This window comes from Streptomyces sp. 17_S59, from assembly GCF_056930295.1.
Genome location: NZ_JBXOWD010000001.1, coordinates 448,122 through 469,748 on the forward strand (window position 1 = coordinate 448,122; position 21,627 = coordinate 469,748).

The window sequence follows — 21,627 nt, forward strand, 5'->3', positions numbered from 1 at the left end:
TCGTTTCCCGGGACCTGCGGTGGAGGGAGCGGGAGTTGAGGTGGTGTCGGTGGTGCAGAAGGGCAGAAGGGCAGAAGGGTGGTGGTGCGGGAAGCGGGTCAGGAGATCCCGAGTTCTTTGTCGAGGAAGTCGAAGACGTCCTCCGCCGAGGCGGTTTCCAGGCGCTCGGCAACGGTCGGTGCGGTGCCCGGTCCGGTGCCGTCCGTGCCACCGTCGGCGTCGGCTTCGGCTGCGCCGAGCCGTTCGTCGAGGCGGGCGAGGAGATCCTGGAGCCGGTGGGTGATGCGGCTGCGTTCGATCTCTTCGGGGGGCAGGGCGGCGACGGCCGTCTCCAGCCGTTCCAGGTCGGTCAGTACGGGCACGGCCCGGGCCGCGTCCGGGTTGCACAGCTCGCCGTGCAGGTGTCCGGCCAGGGCGGCGGGGGTGGCGTAGTCGAAGAGCAGGGTGGCGGGGAGCCGCCGGCCGGTGACCGCGGCGAGCCGGTTGCGGAACTCGACTGCCGTCAGCGAGTCGAATCCCAGCTCGCTGAAGGCCCGGCCCGGCTGGACCGTTCCGGCGTCGTCGTAGGCGAGGACGAGCGCCACCTGGCCGCGCACCAGGTCCAGGACTTCGCGCCGCTGCTCGGGCTCGGACAGGGCGGCCAGCCGGGCCGCCAGGTCCGAGGGGGCCTCGGTGGCCGTGGCGGGCCGGGTGCCCGTGGCGGTCGCGGCGGCCCGTACTTCGGGGAGGCCGGCGATCAGCGGGCTGGGGCGGGTCGCGGTGAAGGAGGGGGCCAGCTCCTGCCAGTCGGCGTCGAGCACGCCGACGCAGGTGGCGGAGCGGTCCAGGGCGCGCTGGAGCGCGGCCAGGCAGCGTTCGGGGTCCATCGGGGACAGGCCGCGCCACCAGGATCGGTCCTGGGACGCCTCCTCCCCGGCCATGCCGCCGCCGTCCCACGGGCCCCAGGCCACCGAGGTGGCGGCCAGGCCCAGGGCCCGGCGGTGCTGGGCGAGGGCGTCCAGGTAGGCGTTGGCGGCGGCGTAGCCGCCCTGTCCCGCGCTGCCGAGCAGTCCGGCGATCGAGGAGAAGGTGACGAACGCCGACAGGCCGCGGTCGCGGGTGAGTTCGTGCAGGTGCCGGGCCGCCTCGGCCTTGGGCCGGAGCACGCCGGACAGCCGCTCGGGGGTGATGGACTCCAGTACACCGTCGTCGAGGACGCCAGCGGTGTGCATCACGGCCGTCAGCGGCTGGTCCTCGGGCAGGCCGTCCAGCAGGGCGGCGAGCGCTTCCCGGTCGGCGACGTCGCAGGAGGCGAGGGTGACGCGGGCGCCCAGGGCGGTCAGTTCGGCCGCCAGCTCGGCGGCGCCCGGCGCGCTGCTGCCCCGGCGGCTGGTCAGTACGAGGTGCCCGGCGCCGCGCCGGACCAGCCAGCGGGCGACGTGGGCACCGAGCGCGCCCGTGCCGCCGGTCACCAGTACGGTGCCGCTCGGCGTCCAGCCCGCGCCGTCGCTGCCGGGCCCGGCGAGGGTGGTGTCGGGGGTGACGTGGACGAGGCGGCGGGCGAAGACCCCGGAGTCGCGGACCGCGATCTGGTCCTCGATCCGGTCCCCGATCCGGTCCCCGGTCTGCTCGCCGGCCAGGGCGGCGAGCAGACGGGTGAGTGCGCGGCCGTCGGCGGCCGCGGGGAGGTCGATCAAGCCGCCCCAGCGCTGCGGGTGCTCCAGGGCGACGACCCTGCCGAGCCCCCACACCGACGCCTGCTCGGGGTGCGGCAGTTCCTCGGCGCCGCCGACCGCGACGGCGCCGCGGGTCAGGCACCACAGCGGTGCGTCGATCGCCACTTCGCCGAGCAGCTGGGCCAGCGCGACGGTGGCCGACAGGCCGTGCGGCACCCCTTCTGCCGAGTCTTCGTCTGCCGCAGCTACGTCTGCCGTGTCCTCGCGTCCGCCGTCGAGGGCGAGGAAGGAGACCACGGCCCGTACCCGCCCGTCCGTCCCGGCCGCGGTGCGGAGCTGTTCCGTCAGCGCGGCCCGGGCCGGGCCCTCCGCGGACGCGAGCCCGGCCGCCGCTGCCTCGGCGGTCCGTACGTCCGCGCCCAGTGACCGCAGTGCGCCGGCCAGCCGGTCGGCCCAGTGACGGGCGCCCTCCCCCGTGGGTCCCGAGGGGGTGACGAGCAGCCAACTGCCCGATGGCGGAAGGGTGTCCACGGTGTGCTCGGGGAGCGGTTGCCAGTCGATCCGGTAGCTCCAGGCGTCGGCAGTGGCCTGCTCGACCCGCCGGGTGCGCCAGGAGGCCAGCAGGGGCAGCACGGTGCCGAGGGAGGAGCGCTGGGCGTCGTCCTCGACGTGCAGGGCGGCCGTCAGCGCATCCGTGTCCGACCGGCGTACGGCGTCCCAGAACGCGGACTCGCCCGCGGCTGCGGCACCCCCGTCACGGCCGGGGGCCGGGGCTCCGGCGGCCTGCTCCTCCCACCAGTAGCGCTGCCGCTGGAAGGGGTAGGTGGGCAGCGGGATCCGGCGGCCGCCCCACGCGGCCACGGCCTCGGGCCAGCGGACGGTGACGCCGCGTACGTGGAGTCCGGCCACGGCGGTGATCAGTGCCTCTGTCTCGGGGCGGTCGGTCCGCAGGAGCGGCAGGAAGGCCGGGCCGGACGGGGAGTCGTCGGCAACGCACTGGCGGGCCATGGCGGTGAGCGTGGCGCCGGGCCCCACTTCGACGAAGGCGGTGACCCCCTGCGCGTCCAGGGTGGCCATGCCGTCCCGGAAGCGCACCGTCTCACGGACGTGCCGCACCCAGTACTCGGGCGAGGTCACCTCGTCGTCCGTGCACGGCCGTCCGGTGAGGTTGGAGACGATCGGCAGGCGGGGCGCGGCTGCCGGGAGTCCCGCCACCACCTTGCGGAACTCCTCCAGCATCGGCTCCATGCGTGCGGAGTGGAAGGCGTGCGAGACCCTGAGCCGGGATGTCTTGCGGCCCTGGCCCCGCAGCCGTTCGGCAAGTTCCAGCACCGCGTCCTCGTCGCCCGAGAGCACCACGGCGGACGGGCCGTTGACGGCGCCGATGCCGACGCCGACGCCGTCCTTGAGCAGGGGCAGGACCTCGTCCTCGGACGCCTCGACGGCGACCATCGCACCGCCGTCCGGGAGCGCCTGCATCAGCCGGCCGCGCGCGGCCACCAGCGCACAGGCGTCCGGCAGGGTGAACACCCCGGCGACGTGAGCCGCCGCCAGCTCGCCGATCGAGTGGCCGATCAGCAGGTCGGGGTGGACGCCCCAGGACTCCAGGAGCCGGAACAGGGCGACTTCCACGGCGAACAGCGCGGGCTGGGCGTAGCAGGTGCGGTCCAGTTCCGTCGCGTCCGGCCCGTGCCACATGATCTCGCGCAGCGGACGGTCCAGGTGCTGGTCAAGTTCCGTGCACACCGCGTCCAGGGCTGTCGCGAAGGCGGGCTGGGACTCGTACAGCTCCCGGCCCATGCCGAGGCGCTGGGCGCCCTGTCCGGCGAAGAGGAAGGCCGTGCGGCCTCGGTGGTCCTCGGCAGTGCCCTGTACGAGGCCGGTGGTCTCCTCCCCCGCGGCCAGGGCGGCCAGACGGCGCAGCAGCGTCTCCTCGTCGGCGCCGACCACGACTGCACGGTGGTCGAACGTGGCCCTGGTGGTGGCGAGCGAATGAGCGACGTCAACCGCATCGGCCGTGTGGCTCCGGCCGCCGGTCCCGGACTCGATGTGGGTGCGCAGCCGCCCGGCCATGTCGCGCAGCGCCCTGTCGTCGCGCGCGGACAGCACCCACGGCACCGATCCCGGCGCCACGCGGGCGGCTCCGGGAGCCTGCTCCCCCGTCTCCTCGGCCGCCTCCTCGACGATGACGTGCGCGTTGGTGCCACTGAGCCCGAACGAGGAGACTCCCGCGCGCCGCGGCCCGTCGGCGTGCCACGGGAGCGGTGCGGTGAGCAGCTCCACGTGCCCCGCCGACCAGTCCACCTGCGGGGTCGGCTCGTCGACGTGCAGGGTCCCGGGCAGCGTGCGGTGCCGCATGGCCATGACCATCTTGATGATGCCGCCGACGCCGGCCGCGGCCTGTGCGTGGCCCATGTTGGACTTGATCGATCCCAGCCGCAGCGGCCGGTCGGCCGGGCGGTCCCGGCCGTACGTGGCCAGCAGGGCCTGCGCTTCGATGGGGTCGCCGAGCCGGGTGCCGGTGCCGTGCGCCTCCACCGTGTCGACCTCGGCCGCGGACAGCCCGGCGTCGGCCAGCGCCGCCCGGATCACCCGCTGCTGGGCGGGGCCGTTGGGGGCGGTGAGGCCGTTGCTGGCGCCGTCCTGGTTGACGGCGGAGCCGCGTACGACCGCGAGTACCGGATGGCCGTTGCGCCGGGCGTCCGACAGCCGCTCCACCAGCAGTACTCCGGCGCCCTCGGACCAGCCCGCACCGTCCGCCGCCCCGGCGAAGGACTTGCAGCGCCCGTCCGCGGCCAGCCCGCGCTGCCTGCTGAACTCCACGAACATCTCCGGGCCCGCCATCACGGTCACCCCGCCGGCGAGGGCGAGCGTGCACTCGCCGTTGCGCAGCGCCTGCGCGGCCAGGTGCAGGGCCACCAGCGAGGACGAGCAGGCGGTGTCCACGGTCACGGCCGGGCCCTCGAAGCCGAAGGTGTAGGCGACCCGGCCCGACACCAGGCTGCCCGCCGTGCTGCCGCCCGCGTAGTCGTGGTACATCAGGCCCGCGAACACCCCGGTCCGGCTGCCCCTGACGGTGGCGGGGTCGATGCCCGCCCGCTCGAACGCCTCCCAGCTGATCTCGAGCAGCAGCCGCTGCTGGGGATCGGTCTCCGGCGCCTCGCGGGGGCTCAGGCCGAAGAACACCGGGTCGAAGTCGGCGGCGTCGTAGAGGAACCCGCCTTCGCGCACATAGCTGCGGCCGGGACGGCCGGGGGTGGGGTCGTAGAGCGCGTCCAGGTCCCAGCCCCGGTCGGTGGGGAACTGCCCGACGACGTCGACGCCCTCGTCCACCACGCGCCACAGGTCCTCGGGGGACGAAACGCCCCCGGGGTAGCGGCAGCCCATGCCCACGATCGCGATCGGCTCGTGCCGGCCGTCCTCCGCCTCGCGCAGCCGGCGCCGGGTCTCCTGGAGGTCGGTCGTGGCACGCCGCAGGTAATCGCGCAGTTTCTCGTCGTTCGCCATCGAAGTATGAGCCAATCTCGGGCAGTTGGTGTGAGGTGGGAGGTGGTCCGCCTGCGCGCCCCCGGCGGGCGGCGCGCAACCGGCGGGAGAGCACGGGGGCCGTCGGCTGACGGTCGGCTACGGGAGTCCCAGCTCCTGGTCCAGGACCTCGAACAGCTCGTCGTCGGTGGCCGACGCCAGGTCCGTGCGGGCACCGTCGTCCTGCGCGGGGCCGTGCCGGCCGCGCCACTTGCGCAGCAGCGACTCCAGGCGCACGGCGACCGTGCCGTGCTCGTCGCCGTCCGGGTCCGAGGCCGAAGACGAAGCCGAGGCCAGCAGCGCCGACTCCAGACGGTCGATCTCCGCCAGCAGCGACGCGGCGGGCGCGGCGGCCGGGACGAGTTCCGCGGCCAGGTGCCCGGCCAGCACCACAGGTGTCGGGAAGTCGAAGACGAGGGTGGCGGGCAGGCGCAGGCCGGTGGCGGCGTTCAGCAGGTTGCGCAGTTCGACGGCGGCCAGCGAGTCGAAGCCGACGTCCGTGAAGGCGCGCCCGGGATCGACCAGTTCGCTGCTGCCGTGCCCGAGCACCGCGGCCGCGTTGCCCCGGACCAGGTCCAGCAGGATGCGGTCGCGGTCGGCATCCGGCAGCCCGGCCAGCCGGCGGGCGAGCGCCTCGGCCCCGGTCCCGCTCGCCGGGACGGTCGCGGGGACGGTCCGGCGCACCGGAGTGCGGACGAGACCGCGCAGCAGGGCGGGGACCGACCGGGACCCGGAGCGCAGGGCGGCCCGGTCCAGCGCGACCGGCACCAGTACGGGGGCGTCGGCGCGCATGGCCGCGTCCAGCAGCTCCAGCGCCCGGCCGGTGGGCAGCGGACGCATGCCCAGCCGCCGCATCCGCTGGAGATCGGCCTCGCCCAGCTCCCCCGCCATGCCGTCGGCCTCGTCCCACAGGCCCCAGGCGAGGGAGAGCGCGGGCAGGCCTGTGGCCTTGCGGTGCCGGGCGAGGGCGTCCAGGAAGACGTTGGCGGCCGCGTAGTTGGCCTGCCCGGCGCCGACGAACAGTCCGGCGGTGGAGGAGAAGAGCACAAAGGCGCCGATGTCCTTGTGCTTCGTCAGTTCGTGGAGGTGCCAGGCGGCATCGGCCTTCGGCCGCAGCACCGTGTCCAGGCGCTGCGCGGTCTGCGTCTCGATGACTCCGTTGTCGGTGACCCCGGCGGTGTGGATCACCGCGGTCAGCGGATGTCCTGCGGGGATCCCGGCGAGCAGCCTCTCCAGGGCCGTACGGTCGGCGACGTCACAGGCGACGATCTCGGCTTCGGCCCCCGCCTCGGCCAGTTCCGCGCGCAACCGGTCCGCACCCGGCGCCTGCGGCCCGCGCCGGCTGACCAGCAGCAGACGGCGGGCGCCGTGCCGGGCGGCCAGGTGCCGGGCGACGGCGGCACCCAGTCCGCCGGTGCCTCCGGTGATCAGTACGGTGCCGGTGGGATCCCAGTCCGCGGCCGGTGCTTGCTGTCCGGTGTTCTGCTGTACGAGCTTGGGCTCCCACAGTGTGCCTTCGCGCAGGGCGAGTTCGTCGGCGCCGGTTGCCACGGCGGCCTTGAGCCGGGGACCGGAGGCGGGGTCTCCGTCCCAGTCCAGCAGCATCAGCCGCCCCGGGTGCTCGGCCTGGGCGGAACGCACCAGCCCCCACAGCGGCGCGGCCGCCAGGTCCGTGCTGTCGGTGCCGGGGCCAGAGGCCCCGTTGGTGAGCAGGACGAGGCGGGAAGCGGCACAGCGCGCGTCGGCCAGCCAGGTCTGTACGCACTCCAGCACCCGGCCGGTCACTGCACGGACCCGGTCCGGAAGTTCCGTGTCTGCGGAGTCTGTGGAGTCTTCGGAGTCTGCGGATCGGGGCGCCGGCTCCTCCGCCGACGGGCAGACGAGCACGACGACCTCCGGTACCGGGCCGGAGAGCGCGGAGAGATCCGGCACCAGCAGCACGTCCGCCCCGAGGACGGCCGGCCAGTCGACGTCCGCTGGGGCGGCATCGTTTGTGAGGACGGCCCACCGGGCCGTGGTGTCCGTCTCTCCAGTCGACGGTGCCGTTCGCTCGGCCCATTCCGGGCGGAACAGCGAGTCGTCGTCACCGCTCCGGGCCGCGCTCAGCTGCTCGGCACTGACGGGCCGCGCGACCAGCGAGCGGATCGACATCACCGGTGTGCCGACCGGGTCGGTGACCAGCACCGATGCCTCGTCCGGGCTGCTGGAGGACACCCGCACGCGCAGCGCCGTGGCACCGGTCGCGTGCAGCGACACTCCGCTCCAGGAGAAGGGCAGCCGGGGGGCGGGGGCGGCGTCTTGTTTTGCCTCTTGTTGTTCCTCTTGTTGTTCCTCTTGTTGCTCGTCAAAGAGGTTGGCGTGCAGGGCGGCGTCGAGGAGGGCGGGGTGAAGAGCGAATGCAGTGGCGTCGGTGTGGGCGTCCTCGGGGAGGGCGACTTCGGCGAAGACCTCGTCGCCGCGCCGCCAGGCCGCGCGCAGGCCCTGGAAGACCGGGCCGTACTCGTAGCCCTGGGCGGCGAGTCCGTCATAAGCACCGTCCACGGCGATCGGAGTCGCCCCCTCCGGCGGCCACACGCGCAGTTCGCCGTCCGGCTCCGCCGTCATGCCCTCGGCCAGCACACCGCTGGCGTGCCGGGTCCACGGCACGTCCGTTGCCGCGCCGTGGGCTCGCGAGTACACCGTGACGATCCGCCGACGGGGGTCGCCGTCATCGGTCTCGGCCAGCACGTTCAGGTCGACCGAACCCTTGGCGGGCAGGACGAGGGGTGCCTCCAGGGTGAGTTCCTCCAACTGTCCGCAGGAGAGCTGGTCTCCGGCGTGTACGGCCAGTTCCACGAACGCGGTCCCGGGCAGGACCACCGATCCCATGATCGAGTGATCGGCCAGCCAAGGGTGGGTGTCCAGTCCGATCCGCCCCGTCAGCACCACCCCTTCGGTGCCGGGAAGCGCCACCAGGGCGCCCAGCAGGGGGTGCTTGGCGGGGGTCTGGCCGAGGGTGGTCACGTCGCCGGTTGGGGTGGCGGATTCCAGCCAGTAGCGCTGGTGTTGGAAGGGGTAGGTGGGGAGGTCGGTGGGGTGGGGGTGGTGGGGGGCGTAGAAGGCTTGCCAATCGATGGGGTGACCGCGGGTCCAGAGGCGGGCGAGGGCTTTGGTGGTCTCGGGTGCTTCGGGGTGGTTGCGGCGGAGGGCGGGGATGAAGGCCCTGTCGGTGGCGGTGCTGGTGTCGGTGTCGGGGAGGCAGTCCTGGGCCATGGCGGTCAGGACGGCGTCGGGGCCCAGCTCCAGGAAGGTGGTGACGCCCTCGGTGGCCAGTGTTTGTATGCCGTCGGCGAAGCGGACAGCTTGACGGGCGTGCTGGACCCAGTACTCGGGTGAGGTGAGGTCTTCGGCTGTTGCGAGCTGCCCGGTGACGTTGGAGACGACCGGGATCTGCGGGGCCTGGAAGGCCAGGCTGTCCAGGACGGTGCGGAAGTCGTCCAGCATCGGATCCATCAACGCCGAGTGGAAAGCGTGGGAGACCTTCAGCTGCGAGGTCTTACGGCCCTGGGTGCGGAGCTGGTCCGCGATGACCAGTACGGGTGCCTCGGGGCCGGAGATCACCACGGAGCGTGGTCCGTTGACGGCGGCGATTCCGGCGCCGTCCGCCAGCAGGGGCTGGACTTCGTCCTCGGTGGCCTGGACGGCCACCATCACCCCGCCCGCGGGCAGGGCCTGCATCAACCGCCCGCGCGCCGCCACCAGAGCGCACGCATCCGCCAAGGACAGCACTCCAGCGACGTAGGCGGCTGCGATCTCGCCAATTGAGTGCCCGGCCAGGAAGTCCGGGCGTACCCCCCAGGACTCCACCAGCCGGTACAACGCCACCTCGATCGCGAACAGAGCGGGCTGCGCGAACTCCGTCCGGTCCAGGACCCCCTGCTCGTCCCCGAACATCACATCCTTCAGCGGCAGTTCCAGGTGCTCACAGACCTCGTCCAGCGCCGCCGCGAAGACGGGGAAGGTCTCGTACAGCTCCCGGCCCATCCCTACCCGCTGCGCGCCCTGCCCCGTGAACAGGAACGCCAGCCGTCCCTCGCTCACCGTCCCCTGCACCAGCGGCCCGTCAGCCAGCTGCGCCCGCGCCTGCGCACGGTCCACCGCCAGCACCACCACACGATGCTCCAAGCCGGCCCGGGTCACGGCCAGCGAGTACGCCACGTCGGCCAGACCGGGCCCGTCCTCGTCCTCAAGCCACGCCGCCAGCCTCGTCGCCTGCGCCCGCAGCGCTCCCGCAGTACGGGCACTGAGCACGAGCGGCAGCACACCCCCACCCACAGCCGCCCCACCAGGCACCTCCTCGACCGGTGGCGCTTCCTCGAGAATCACGTGGGCATTCGTGCCGCTGATCCCGAAGGACGAGACGCCCGCACGACGCGGCCCCTCGCCCTCCCACGGCACCGCCTCAGTCAGCAGCCGCACATCCCCCGACGACCAATCCACATGCGTCGAAGGTTCATCGACGTGCAGCGTGCGCGGCAGAACGCCATGGCGCATCGCCAGCACCATCTTCATCACCCCGGCCACACCCGCAGCAGCCTGCGTGTGCCCGAAGTTCGACTTCACCGAGCCCAGCCACAGCGGACGCCCGGCTTCCCGCTCCTGCCCGTACGTCGCCAGCAGCGCCTGCGCCTCGATCGGATCGCCCAGCACCGTGCCCGTGCCGTGCGCCTCCACCGCATCCACGTCCCACGCGGTCAGCCCCGCACTCGCCAGCGCAGCCCGGATCACCCGCTGCTGCGACGGACCATTCGGCGCCGTCAAGCTGCTGCTGGCACCGTCCTGGTTCACGGCCGACCCGCGCACCACCGCCAGCACCGGATGCCCGTTGCGCTGCGCATCCGACAACCGCTCCACCAGCAGTACGCCGACGCCCTCGCCCCAGCCGGTACCGTCCGCCGCCGCCGCGAACGGCTTGCAGCGGCCGTCCCGCGCAAGCCCCCGCTGGCGGCTGAACTCCGTGAAGGTCTCGGGCGTGAACATCACCGTCACCCCGCCGGCCAGGGCCAGCGTGCACTCGCCGTTCCGCAGCGCCTGGATCGCCCAGTGGAGGGCGACCAGCGAAGACGAGCATGCGGTGTCCACGGTCACCGCCGGGCCCTCCAGCCCGAGGACGTACGACACCCGGCCCGAGACCACGCTGCCCGCGGTGCCGTTGCCGATGTAGCCGTCCACGCCGTCCGGAACGCTGGACAGGCGTGCGGCGTAGTCGTGGTACATGACGCCCGCGAAGACGCCGGTGCGGCTGCCGCGCAGCGAGTGCGGGTCGATGCCCGCCCGCTCGAATGCCTCCCAGGAGGCTTCCAGGAGCAGTCGCTGCTGGGGGTCCATCGCCAGGGCCTCGCGCGGGCCTATGCCGAAGAACCCGGCGTCGAACTCGGCGGCGTCGTAGAGGAATCCGCCCTCGCGGGCGTACGTCCTGCCAGGCTTGTCGGGATCCGGGTCGTAGAGGTGCTCGGTGTCCCAGCCGCGGTCGGCGGGGAACCCGGCGATGCCGTCCCGTCCCTCGTCGAGCAGCTGCCACAGTTCCTCGGGCGAGGTGACGCCGCCGGGGTACCGGCAGCTCATGCCGACAATGGCTATCGGCTCGTTGTCCCTGCGCTCGGCGTCCCGCAGCCGGCGGCGTGCTTCCCTGAGGTCGGCAGTCGCCCGCCTGAGGTATTCGAGAAGCTTTTCCTCGTTCTGCACCCAAGAACCCCCTGCACCCCGGTCGGGTTGTTCATCACGCATGCCGCGACGGCGATTTCCGTCCGTACGCTACGGACCGCCCTTCCGGAAGGCCATCCCTCCGCACCCCTAAGTGCCCCCTAAATGGCATCGGACAAGAGCGGAAATGAGCACCCCTATTTTCGCCGTTCGAGCCCTTGTCGATCATTGTTCAAACGTAAAACACGGCGCGATCGCGAACTGTTTTAAGGGTCACCGATCATGCGCGGGATTAAGGGGCGACAGGGGTGGCTAGGGGTCCGCCCGGCCAGGTCTGCTGCTATAGCGTGCTCGGCGATGAAAGCTTCGAAACATCGACCGGGGGTGGGAAGTTGACAGGGACACCCGCGAAGTCGGCGGCACCGATTGCCAAAGGAACCGCCCCCTTCGGTGAGCACGGCCGGTTCCGGACCTGGTACCGGATCACCGGTGATCTGCACTGCGGTGTGCCGCCCGTCGTCGTGCTGCACGGCGGCCCGGGCAGCACCCACGACTATCTTCTGAACCTGTCGTCGCTGACGGCGGCCGGCTGGCCGGTGGTGCACTACGACCAGCTCGGCAACGGCGGCTCGACCCGTCTCCCGGACCGCGGCGCCGACTTCTGGACCGTGGGGCTGTTCCGGGACGAGCTGGACAATCTGCTGCGCCACCTCGGCATCGACGGCGGCTATGTGCTGTTCGGGCAGTCCTGGGGCGGCATGCTGGCCGCCGATCACGCCGCGGACCGGCCGGCCGGGCTGCGCGGGCTGGTGATCGCCAATTCGCCGGCCTCGATGCCGCTGTGGCTCCGGGAGATGGACGTCCTCAGGAAGCAGCTGCCGGCCGATGTGCAGGAGACGCTGCTGCGGCACGAGGCCGCGGGCACCACGGACACCGAAGAGTATTTCGCCGCCATGCGGGTCTTCTACGACCGGCATGTGTGCCGCATTCAGCCGTGGCCGCGGGATTACCTGGCCACTTTCATGGAGATCAACGACGACCCGACGGTCTACCACTCCATGAACGGGCCGAATGAATTCCATGTCATCGGCACCCTTCGGAACTGGTCGGTCGAGGAACGCCTGAACCGGATCGACGTGCCGACGCTCTTACTCAGCGGGCGGTACGACGAGGCCACTCCGGCCACCGTCCAGCCCTTTTTCGACCGCATACCGGATGTCCGCTGGGAGATTTTCGAGGAGTCGAGCCATATGCCGCACCTCGAGGAGCCGGAGCGCTTCTCCTCGGTCCTGGTCGGATTCCTCAATGAACTCAAGGAAGGAGCGCGCGGGTGACCACCGCTCAGGAGGTTCGCAAGTATCCGTTCAGCGAACCGGACCGGCTCGCACTCGACCCCATGTACGCCAGGCTCCGTACGGAGGAGCCGCTGAGCCGGGTGCAGTTCCCGCACGGCGAGCCCGCCTGGCTGGCCACCCGCTATCACGACGTACGGACCGTGCTGGCCGACCCGCGGTTCAGCCGGGCGATGGCCAAGACCCGGGACCAGCCGCGCACGCACCCGGACGAGCACCTCGACGACGGGCTCGTCGGCATGGACGCGCCGGACCACGCCCGGCTGCGCAAGCTGGTCGCCAAGGCCTTCACCGGGCGGCGCGTGGAGATGATGCGCGCGGACACCCAGAGGATCGTGGACGGTCTCGCCGACACCATGGTCGAGCAGGGTGCGCCTTTCGACATGGTGGAGAACTTCGCCATTCCGGTGCCGGTCACGGTGATCAGCGAGATGCTCGGCGTCCCGGCGGCGGACCGGCCCAGGTTGCGGGGGTGGTCCGAGGCGATGGTCTCCACCACGGCGCTGCCGTGGGAGGAGATGGAGCGCAACGCGCAGGAGCTGTTCGCGTACATCCGCGAGCTGGTCGCCGAGCGCCGCCGGAACCCCACCGAGGACCTGCTCGGCGCGCTGGTCAGGACGCGGGACGAGGACGGCGACCGGCTCAGCGAGGAGGAGCTGGTCATGCACGTGACCGGCGGTCTGCTGATCACCGGCACCGAGACCACCGCCTCGCAGATCCCCAACTTCCTCTACACGCTGCTCAGCCACCGCGACCAGTGGGAGCTGCTCTGTGCCGAGCCCGAGCTGGTGCCGCGCGCGGTCGAGGAGCTGGTGCGCTGGATCCCGCTGAACTACTCGGCGATGTTCGCCCGCTACGCCCTGGAGGACGTGCAGTTCGGCGACGTCACCGTCAAGGCCGGGGAGCCCGTGCTCGGGTCGGTGGCCTCCGCCAACCGCGACCCGGAGGTCTTCGAGGACCCCGACCGGCTGGATCTGACCCGCGAGCACAATCCGCACATCGGCTTCGGGCACGGCCCGCACCACTGCCTGGGCGCCCAGCTGGCCCGCATGGAGCTGCAGACGGTGCTGTCCACGCTCGTCCGGCGGTTCCCGGCGCTGGACTTCGCGGACGGGCAGGACGGCGTGGTGTGGAAGCAGGGCATGCTCGTGCGCGGCCCCAAGCTGCTGCGGGTGACCTGGTGACCGAGCCCGCCACCTGGGACGTCGGCGTCGACCGGGGCATCTGCATCGGGGCGTCGGTGTGCGCCAACTACGCCCCGGGCCACTTCGAGCTGCGGTCCGGCAAGTCGCATCCGCTGCACGCGTCGATCGCACCGGACGAGGCGGTGCTGGACGCCGCCGAGACCTGCCCGGTCGCCGCGATCAGCGTGCGCGAGGCGGGCACGGGGGCGCTGCTCGCGCCCGAGGACTAGGGGGTGTCCGGTGGGTCAGTGCGGGCCCCGCGGCGTCTGGCGCGGTGCATCGCAAGGCGGAGCATTACCCGCGTACTGGGCGTACTCGGGTGATGCGACAACGCGGCGAGGTGCCGTGCCAGGCGTCGCGGGGCCTGTGCTGACCCACCGGACACCCCCTAGGGCCGCGCGGGCCCCGGGCGTACCAACTCCCGGACGTATCAACTCCCCCGGACGACCGACTCCCGGACGTACGAGACAGAGGGAAAGAAGGACTGTGCACATGGCCACCGGCTCCCGGACCGGCACCGCCGTCGTCTTCCCCGGCATGGGCCCCACGCCCTTCGGGGACGTCGGCAGGTTCATGGTGATCAACCCCTTCGCGCGCAGACTGGTCGCGCAGGCCGACGACGTCCTGGGGTACTCGCTCGTCGACCGCTACCGCGAGACGGAGGGCGACTACAGCGAATACGCGCAGGTCGCCTTCCTGATCAACTCGCTTGCGCTCGCGGAGTGGGCGCAGCACGAACTCGGCGTCGAGGCGGCGCTGTGCACGGGGCCGAGCTTCGGCGAGAAGCCGGCCGCGGCGTTCTCCGGTGCGCTCGGCTTCGCCGACGCGGTCCGGCTGACGGCCGGCTTCGCGCGGCTGCTGGAGGACTACTTCAGCAAGGAGTTCCAGGACCTGATCACCCACTCGTTCGTGCGGGTGCCCGAGAAGAAGCTGCGCGAGGTGCTGACGGAGCTGGACCGGCGCGGGGAACCGTACGAGATCTCCTGCTACGTCGACGACGACTTCTTCATGCTCACGCTGCGCGAGCAGAACCTCGAGTGGCTTCAGCCGCGGTTGCGGTCGCTGGGCGGGATGTCGCTGTACTCGATGCGGCCGCCGATGCACTGCGGGGCGTTCGCGGGGCTGCGCCGCCGGGCCGAGGAGGAGGTGATCGGCCCGCTTGCCTTCGCCGATCCGGTGGTCCCGGTCGTCGCCGACCAGGACGGGTCGCTGATCACCACCGGCGCCGGGGTGCGCTCGATGCTGCTGGACAGCTGTGTGCTCCCGATGCGCTGGCCGGCGGTCGTGGACGGGCTGGTGGCGGCGGGCGTCGGCAGGGTGTGCGTGGCCGGGCAGGACAGCCTCTTCGGCCGGGTGCGCCGCACCAGGGACAACTTCGAGGTGCTGGCGGTGACTCCGCGGCTGGCCCTCCAGCCCCGGCGGCGGCCTGTGTCCGCCTGACCTCCCTTTCCGCATCCTTCCCTTTCTTCACCCATCACTCATTGTTCAGCCGCTTTTGAAAGGCCACCACCATGTGGGACCAGAAGTTCGAGGATCTGCTGCGCGGGTTCCTGCCGTTCCTCGGTGCGGACGAGCCGCTCGCCGAGGACGCCACGCTGCGCGATCTGGGCCTCGACTCGCTCGGCATCGTCGAGCTGCTCGCCGCCCTGGAGGGCGCCTACGACGTCCGCTTCCAGGACGAGGCGCTGACCAAGGAGACCTTCCGGACGCCGGGAGTGCTGTGGCAGGTGCTGTCGGGGCTCGTCCGGGAACAGGCCGCCTGACCGGGCGCAGGCCGCCGGGCACCGGGTGAGCAGCGAAGGAGGAGCAGTGGACACAGCCGTGGGAGGGGCGCTTCACGGTCGATTCCTGCGTGGGGTCGCCCTGGCGCCGCGCAATGACGCGGTACGGGCCGGCGACGGGTCGGTCAGCTACGAGCAGGCGCACGAGCGGGCCCTCGCCTGGGCGGGTGCGCTGCTGCGGTCGGCGCCCGAACCGCCGTCCAGGGTGGGGGTGCTGGCGGACAAGGGCCTGACCGCCTACGTCGGCGTCCTCGCCGCGCTCTACGCCGGGGCGACCGTCGTGCCGCTGCGACCCGACTTCCCCGTCGCCCGCACGCGCCGCATGATGGCCGCCGCCCCGCTCTCGGCGGTCGTCGCCGACGAGGCGGGCTGGGCCCGGCTGCCGGAGCTGCTGGCGCCGGGTCCGGACGGGCAGCCGCTGCCCGGGCCGGACGACGGCCTGCCGGTGCTCGCGCCCGGCGTCGGGGGCGGCACGCCCCCGGGCCTGCGGCGGATCGTCCCCGGCGCGTCCGGGGCCCTGGCCGAGCCGCGCGCGGTGGCGCCGGACGACGCGGCGTACGTGCTGTTCACGTCCGGCTCGACGGGCCGTCCCAAGGGCGTGCCCATCTCCCACGGCAGCGCGGCGCACTACTTCGGTCTCCAGGACGAGCGCTACGACTTCACGTCCGAGGACGTCTTCTCGCAGTCCTTCGACCTCAACTTCGACTGTGCGCTGTTCGATCTGTTCTGTGCCTGGGGTGCGGGGGCGACGGCGCTGTGGGTGCCGCCCGGGGCGTACCGCGAGCTGCCCGCGTTCCTGGCCGACAACCGCATGACGGTGTGGTTCTCCACGCCGAGTGCGATCGCGCTGGTCCGCAGGCTGGGCGGGCTGCGGCCCGGGGCGCTGCCGGGGCTGCGCTGGAGCTTCTTCGCCGGGGAGGCGCTGACCTGCCGGGACGCGGCCGACTGGCAGGAGGCGGCGCCGGGGTCGGTGGTGGAGAACCTCTACGGGCCGACGGAGCTGACCGTCACCGTCGCCGCTCACCGCTGGCACCCGCGGCGCTCGGCGGAGCTGGCCGTCAACGGCGTGGTGCCCATCGGGCGGATCAACGCGGGGCACGAGCACCTGCTGCTCGGCGAGGACGGCCGTCCGGCCGACGCCGAGGGGGAGCTGTGTGTCGCCGGTCCGCAGATGGCGGGCGGCTATCTGGATCCGGAGGACGGCGCGGGGCGGTTCCTGGAGCACGGCGGACGGACCTGGTACCGCACCGGGGACCGTGTCCGGCGGGTCGGTTCGGACGGTGAACTGGCCTATCTGGGGCGGCTGGACTCCCAGGTGCAGATTGCCGGCTGGCGCGTGGAGCCGGCCGAGATCGATCACGCGCTGCGCGGCTGTGCGGGCGTCCTGGAGGCCGTCACGGTCGGCGTGGAAACCGCCGCGGGCACCGAACTGGCGGTCTTCTACACCGGCGAGGAGGTCGCCCCCGCGGTGTTCGCCAAGCAGCTGCGGCAGGTGCTGCCGCAGGGCATGACGCCCAGGCGCTACTGGCGCGTCGAGGAGTTCCCGCTGAACGCCAACCGCAAGATCGACCGCGCTGCGCTGCGCGCCCGCGCCCAGGAGCAGCTGCGCGCCGGCCCCCGCTGACCAGCCCTACCCCCCACCGAGCCGGACGGCCGTCGCACGGCCGGTACGCACGACCGGCTTGCCGAAGATCTGACAGGAGAAAGAGCGTTGGACACCATCTCTGCTGCGGCACACGGGACTCCCGTGTCCGGCCGCGGTCGTGGCAGCCTCGTCCACACCTTGCTCGACGAGGCGGTGTCCGCCGCGCCGTCGGCCGCCGCGGTCAGCGACGCGGACGGGCACTGGAGCTACGCCGAGGTCGACGAGTACAGCCGGGCGTTCGCCCACTGGCTGGAGGAGCGCGGGGTCGGCCCCGGCGACCGGCTGGTGGTGCGGCTGCCCACCGACCGCGAGCTGGTCGCCCTGTTCTACGGGGCGTCCCGGCGCGGCGCCGTTTTCGTTCCGCTGAACCCCAACATGAAGGCCTATCACCTGCGTTCGGTGCTGGAGAACGCGGAGCCCGCGCTGGTGATCTGCGAGGAGGGCGAGCGGGAGACGCTCGCCGGGGTCACCGCGGTGCCGGTGCACGAGTTCGGCGGGGTCTGGAGCGAGGTGGAGAAGATCGCCGACCGCGGCCCGTCCCCGCAGGCGGCGGTGGACGTGGACCCGGATCAGGTCGCCGTGCTCGTCTACACCTCCGGGAGCACGGCCGCGCCGAAGGCGGTGGTCTGCCCGCACGCGCAGATGACGTTCGCCACCCGCGCGATGGTCGAGGTGCTCGACTACCGCGGCGACGACGTGGTGTTCTGCCGGTTCCCGATGTCCTGGGACTACGGGCTGTACAAGGTGCTGATGTGTGCCGTGGGGCGCAGCCGGATCGTGCTGGCCGACGGCGAGTCGGACCTGGTGCTGCTGGAGGCGATCCGTGCCTCCGGGGCGACGGTGGTGCCGATCGTGCCCTCGCTCGCCACCATGATCGCCACGCTGGCGCAGCGCGGCGGCGACGCCGGGGCGCCCCGGGTGCGGATGTTCACCAACACGGGTGCCGCCCTGTCCCAGGCCACCACGGACGCGCTGCGCGCGGCCTTCCCCGGGGTGCGGGTGGTGCGGCAGTTCGGGCAGACCGAGTGCAAGCGGGTGTCGGTCATGCCGCCGGAGGAGGACCGGGAGCGGCCCGACTCGGTCGGGCTGCCGCTGCCGGGCACCCGCGTGCTGATCCTGGACGAGGACGGCGAGCCGGTACCCACCGGGGAGACCGGTGAGATCGTCGCCGTGGGCCCGCATGTGATGCCCGGCTACTGGCGCAATCCGGAGCTGACGGCGCGGGCCTTCCGCCGTCACGCGCCCACCGGGGAACTGCGGCTGCACACGGGCGACTTCGGATGCCTGGACGCGGACGGCTACCTGTACTTCCAGGGCCGCCGGGACGACATGTTCAAGCGCAAGGGCATCCGGATGAGCACCATCGAGATCGAGGCGGCGGCCATGGACATCCCCGGGGTGCGCGCCGCGGCCGTCCTGCCGCCCTCCGACCGGCACGACCTGGCGCTGTTCGTGGAGTCCGACCTCGCCCCGCACGCGGTGCTGCGCGAGCTGGCGGGCCGCCTGGAGCAGCAGAAGGTCCCGGCGGTCTGCCGGGTGCTGGCCGACTTCCCCCTGACCCTGCACGGCAAGAACGAGAAGAAGCAGCTGGCCCGGCTGCTCGACGGGAGCGAGAAGTGACCCGCAGCACCGAGCTGGCCGAGCGCTACGGCACGCCGCTGTACGTCTACGACCTGGACCGGGTCGCCCGGGCCCGGCAGGACCTGTTCGACGCGCTGCCCGAGCAGTTCTCGCTGTTCTGCGCCGTCAAGGCCAATCCGCATCCCGGGGTGCTGCGGGCCCTGCGCGAGGGCGAGGGCCGGGCCTGCCGGGCCGAGATCAGCTCGCAGGGCGAGCTGGCCGCCGCCCTGGCGGCCGGATTCGACCCCGCGCAGTGCCTGTACACGGGCCCGGGCAAGACCGGCGGCGAGCTGGCCGCGGCGCTGTCCGCCGGGGTGCGGATGTTCTCCGTGGAGTCGCCGACCGACCTGGAGCACGTGGGCGCCGCGGCCCTGGCGCAGGGTGTGGTCGCCCGGTGCCTGCTGCGTATCAACAGCGCCTCGGCCAGCGCCACCACCAGCATCCGGATGACCGGCACCCCCTCGCAGTTCGGCATCGACGCCGAAGCCCTCGGCGAGCTGATGCCCCGGCTGCTCGCGGTGCCGGGCACGGAGGTGGTGGGCGCGCACTTCTTCCCGCTGAGCAACGCCCAGGACGAGGACAGCCTGATCGGCGAGTTCCGGCACACGCTGTCCGTCGCGGCGGAGCTGGAACGCGAACACGGGCTGCCGCTGCGCTTCGTGGACATCGGCGGCGGCTTCGCGGCCCCGTACGCGGTGCCCGGCGAGCGCCCCGTGTACGAGAAGCTGCGCGGGCAGCTGGAGGTCGCGCTGGACGACCTGTTCCCGCGCTGGCGCACGGGCACACCGCACTTCGCGTGCGAGTCGGGCCGCTATCTGGTGGGCGACGGCGGTGCGCTGCTGACGCGGGTGGTCAACGTCAAGGAGAGCCGGGGCCGTACGTTCGTCATCCTGGACGCCGGGATCAACACCTTCGGCGGGATGTCCGGGCTGGGCCGGCTGCTGCCGGTGGCGGTGCAGCCGGACGGTCCGGAAGAGGCCGAGCTGATCGCCTCCGGCGGCGCGCCGGTCGCCAGCCTGGTCGGGCCGCTGTGCACGCCGGGCGACGTGCTGGGCCGGCAGGTCCGGCTGCCGCGCCCGGCCGTCGGCGACGTGCTGACCGTGCCCAACGCGGGCGCGTACGGCCCGACCGCGAGCCTGCTGATGTTCCTCGGCCGCCCGGCCCCCGCCGAGGTGCTGATCCGCGGCGGCGAAGTGGTGTCCGCGTCGCGGCTGGAGCACAGCCGGGTGCCGCTGCCGCCGCTCGGCAACCCGCCCGTGCCGGGCGGTGCCGCGGGCGACGGGGAACGGGCATGAGCGAGCGGGCGCCCGCGGCGTCCGGGGCGGGTCCGGCGGACGCGACGGCGTCGGGCGGAGCCCCGGCCCCCCGCCGGCGGACGGTCCTGGTCAGCGGTGTGGCCTCCGACTCGCACACCTGGAACCTGGTGTTCCTTCAGCTGCTCATCGAGGAACTCGGCTGCGACGTCGTCAACCTGGGCCCCTGCGTCCCCGACGAGCTGCTGGTCCGCGAGTGCCTGGAACGGGCCCCGGACCTGCTCGTCCTGAGCAGCGTCAACGGGCACGGCGCCCAGGACGGCCTGCGGGCCGTACGGAAGCTGCGCGAGCGCACCGAGCTGGCCGGACTGCCCGCGGTGATCGGCGGCAAGCTCGGCATCTCGGGCGGCGAGGCGGCCGGGCGGATCGAGGAGCTGATCGCCGCCGGCTTCGACGCCGTCTTCGAGGACGGTGCGCAGGAGGTCTCCGCCTTCCGGCGCTTCATCACCGACGTCCCCCAGAGAGTGCTGTCGTGAGCGACCGCTCCCCCGTGGAGCCGCACGCCGCGGACGGCCGGGGCGCACCCGTGGCTGCGGGCCCGCGCCCCGGACCGGTGGCGGGCGACTTCGGCGCGTTCGTCCGGCGGGCCCACCGCGACCGGCGTCTGGTGGTGCAGCCGCGCATGGGCTTCGGCGCCCCGGCCGCCATGCGCGCGGGCCTGCGCGCCACCAAGGACGCGCGGGCCACCACGGTCGGCACGCTCACCCTGGACAGCTACACCCGCGTGGGCGACCTCGCCGCCATCGACACCGCGCTGCTGGAGGGCGTCGGCCTCAACGGCTACCCCATCGTCACCTACGACCTGAAGACCACCCGCTCGGTGCTGCAAGGGCTGCACGGCGACGACTTCCCCGTGCAGGTCCGGCACGGCTCGGCGGCCCCGTTCGACATCTTCGGCGCCCTGATGCGGGCCGGGCTCAGTGCCACCGAGGGCGGCCCCGTCTCGTACTGCCTGCCGTACGGGCGGACGCCGCTGGACGAGTCGGTGCGCAACTGGGAGCGCAGCTGCGCCCTGTTCGCGCAACTGCGCGAGTGGGGCGCCCACCCGCACCTGGAGACCTTTGGCGGCTGTCTGCTCGGACAGCTGTGCCCGCCGAGCCTGCTGGTGGCGGTCAGCGTGCTGGAGGCGCTGTTCTTCCACCGGCTGGGCATCGACGACGTGTCGGTCAGCTACGCCCAGCAGACCAACGGAGCCCAGGACCGCGAGGCGGTACTCGCACTGCGCAGGCTGTGCGCGGAGCTGCTGCCGGACGCCGACTGGCACGTGGTGATCTACGCCTACATGGGCGTCTACCCGCACACTCCCCAGGGCTGCTACCGGCTGCTGGGCCGGGCCGCCGAACTCGCCGTCGCCACCGGCTCGGAGCGGCTGATCGTCAAGACCGTCGCCGAGTCCCGCCGCATCCCCACCGTCGAGGAGAACGTCGCCGCGCTGGAGCACGCCGACCGGGCCGCCCGGGCCGCCGCAGCCGCGGGCCCGCCCCCTGCGGCGGGGCAGGACTCCCAGACGTACGAGGAGGCCCTGGCCCTGGTCGGCGCGGTGCTCAACAGCCACTCGGACCTGGGCCGGGCCCTGCTGCTGGCCTTCAAGCGCGGCTACCTGGACGTCCCGTACTGCGTGCACCCGGACAACGCGGGCCGCAGCCGCAGCTACATCGACGACCGCGGCTGGCTGCGCTGGGCCGAGACCGGATCGCTGCCGATCGGCGGGCTGGTGGAGAAGCGCGCGGCGCGCCCGGTCACCTCCGCCGACCTGCTGGAGGCCCTGTCGTACGTACAGCGCAGCTACGACGAGCCGGCCCTCGGGGACGGCGCCGGGCCCGCCCTGCCGGAGAGGGGCCGGCCCGTGCCCTGACCGCCTGCCCATCCG

General features: G+C 72.9%; 12 protein-coding genes. 10 read left to right on the plus strand and 2 right to left on the minus strand.

Annotated features, from left to right (window positions below):
* Positions 1-98: 98 nt before the first annotated feature.
* Both AC1Z4A_RS01940 and AC1Z4A_RS01945 read right to left on the minus strand, forming a co-directional pair.
* Positions 99-5,162 (minus strand): type I polyketide synthase, encoded by a 5,064-nt coding sequence (locus AC1Z4A_RS01940; protein ID WP_483676066.1) that lies wholly within the window; start codon positions 5,160-5,162, stop codon positions 99-101.
* 117 nt (positions 5,163-5,279) lie between these two features.
* The gene (locus AC1Z4A_RS01945) at positions 5,280-10,904 is read right to left on the minus strand and encodes a type I polyketide synthase (RefSeq protein ID WP_483676067.1); all 5,625 of its coding nucleotides are present in this window, start codon (positions 10,902-10,904) and stop codon (positions 5,280-5,282) included.
* Between the two features lie 350 nt (positions 10,905-11,254).
* On the opposite strand from AC1Z4A_RS01945, the gene AC1Z4A_RS01950 reads away from it, so the two are divergent.
* The 10 genes from AC1Z4A_RS01950 (at position 11,255) to AC1Z4A_RS01995 (ending at position 21,612) form a co-directional block, all read left to right on the plus strand.
* On the plus strand, positions 11,255-12,196 hold the full coding sequence (locus tag AC1Z4A_RS01950) for a proline iminopeptidase-family hydrolase (RefSeq protein ID WP_483676068.1): 942 nt from the start codon (positions 11,255-11,257) through the stop codon (positions 12,194-12,196).
* Complete coding sequence (locus AC1Z4A_RS01955; RefSeq protein ID WP_483676069.1) at positions 12,193-13,398, plus strand: cytochrome P450; 1,206 nt, start codon at positions 12,193-12,195, stop codon at positions 13,396-13,398. Before AC1Z4A_RS01950 ends, AC1Z4A_RS01955 begins: the two co-directional genes overlap by 4 nt.
* Entirely contained in the window at positions 13,395-13,628 is a 234-nt protein-coding gene (locus AC1Z4A_RS01960) for a ferredoxin (RefSeq protein WP_483676070.1), read from the plus strand. The genes AC1Z4A_RS01955 and AC1Z4A_RS01960 overlap by 4 nt, the downstream gene beginning before the upstream one ends.
* A 262-nt stretch (positions 13,629-13,890) precedes the next feature.
* A complete protein-coding gene (locus tag AC1Z4A_RS01965) occupies positions 13,891-14,838 on the plus strand; it encodes an ACP S-malonyltransferase (RefSeq protein ID WP_483676071.1) in 948 nt (315 codons plus the stop codon).
* 71 nt (positions 14,839-14,909) lie between these two features.
* A complete protein-coding gene (locus AC1Z4A_RS01970) occupies positions 14,910-15,161 on the plus strand; it encodes a phosphopantetheine-binding protein (protein WP_483676072.1) in 252 nt (83 codons plus the stop codon).
* A 46-nt stretch (positions 15,162-15,207) separates the two neighbouring features.
* Complete coding sequence (locus tag AC1Z4A_RS01975; RefSeq protein WP_483676073.1) at positions 15,208-16,803, plus strand: AMP-binding protein; 1,596 nt, start codon at positions 15,208-15,210, stop codon at positions 16,801-16,803.
* Positions 16,804-16,899: 96 nt separating this feature from the next.
* Positions 16,900-18,444: an AMP-binding protein gene (locus AC1Z4A_RS01980; RefSeq protein ID WP_483683478.1), complete on the plus strand. Its 1,545-nt coding sequence runs from the start codon at positions 16,900-16,902 to the stop codon at positions 18,442-18,444.
* On the plus strand, positions 18,441-19,739 hold the full coding sequence (locus AC1Z4A_RS01985) for a type III PLP-dependent enzyme domain-containing protein (protein WP_483676074.1): 1,299 nt from the start codon (positions 18,441-18,443) through the stop codon (positions 19,737-19,739). The genes AC1Z4A_RS01980 and AC1Z4A_RS01985 overlap by 4 nt, the downstream gene beginning before the upstream one ends.
* Complete coding sequence (locus AC1Z4A_RS01990) at positions 19,736-20,233, plus strand: cobalamin B12-binding domain-containing protein (protein WP_483676075.1); 498 nt, start codon at positions 19,736-19,738, stop codon at positions 20,231-20,233. The genes AC1Z4A_RS01985 and AC1Z4A_RS01990 overlap by 4 nt, the downstream gene beginning before the upstream one ends.
* A 50-nt stretch (positions 20,234-20,283) precedes the next feature.
* Positions 20,284-21,612 carry a methylaspartate mutase gene (locus tag AC1Z4A_RS01995; protein WP_483683479.1) on the plus strand — a complete coding sequence of 443 codons (1,329 nt, stop codon included), beginning with the start codon at positions 20,284-20,286 and terminating at the stop codon, positions 21,610-21,612.
* Positions 21,613-21,627: the final 15 nt, after the last annotated feature.

Excerpts from the sequence above, each read along its gene's own strand:
- AC1Z4A_RS01965 (WP_483676071.1), top strand. The coding sequence starts at position 13,891 with ATGGCCACCGGCTCCCGGACCGGCACCGCCGTCGTCTTCCCCGGCATG.
- AC1Z4A_RS01990 (WP_483676075.1), top strand. The coding sequence starts at position 19,736 with ATGAGCGAGCGGGCGCCCGCGGCGTCCGGGGCGGGTCCGGCGGACGCG.
- AC1Z4A_RS01970 (WP_483676072.1), top strand. The coding sequence starts at position 14,910 with ATGTGGGACCAGAAGTTCGAGGATCTGCTGCGCGGGTTCCTGCCGTTC.
- AC1Z4A_RS01940 (WP_483676066.1), bottom strand. The coding sequence starts at position 5,162 with ATGGCGAACGACGAGAAACTGCGCGATTACCTGCGGCGTGCCACGACC.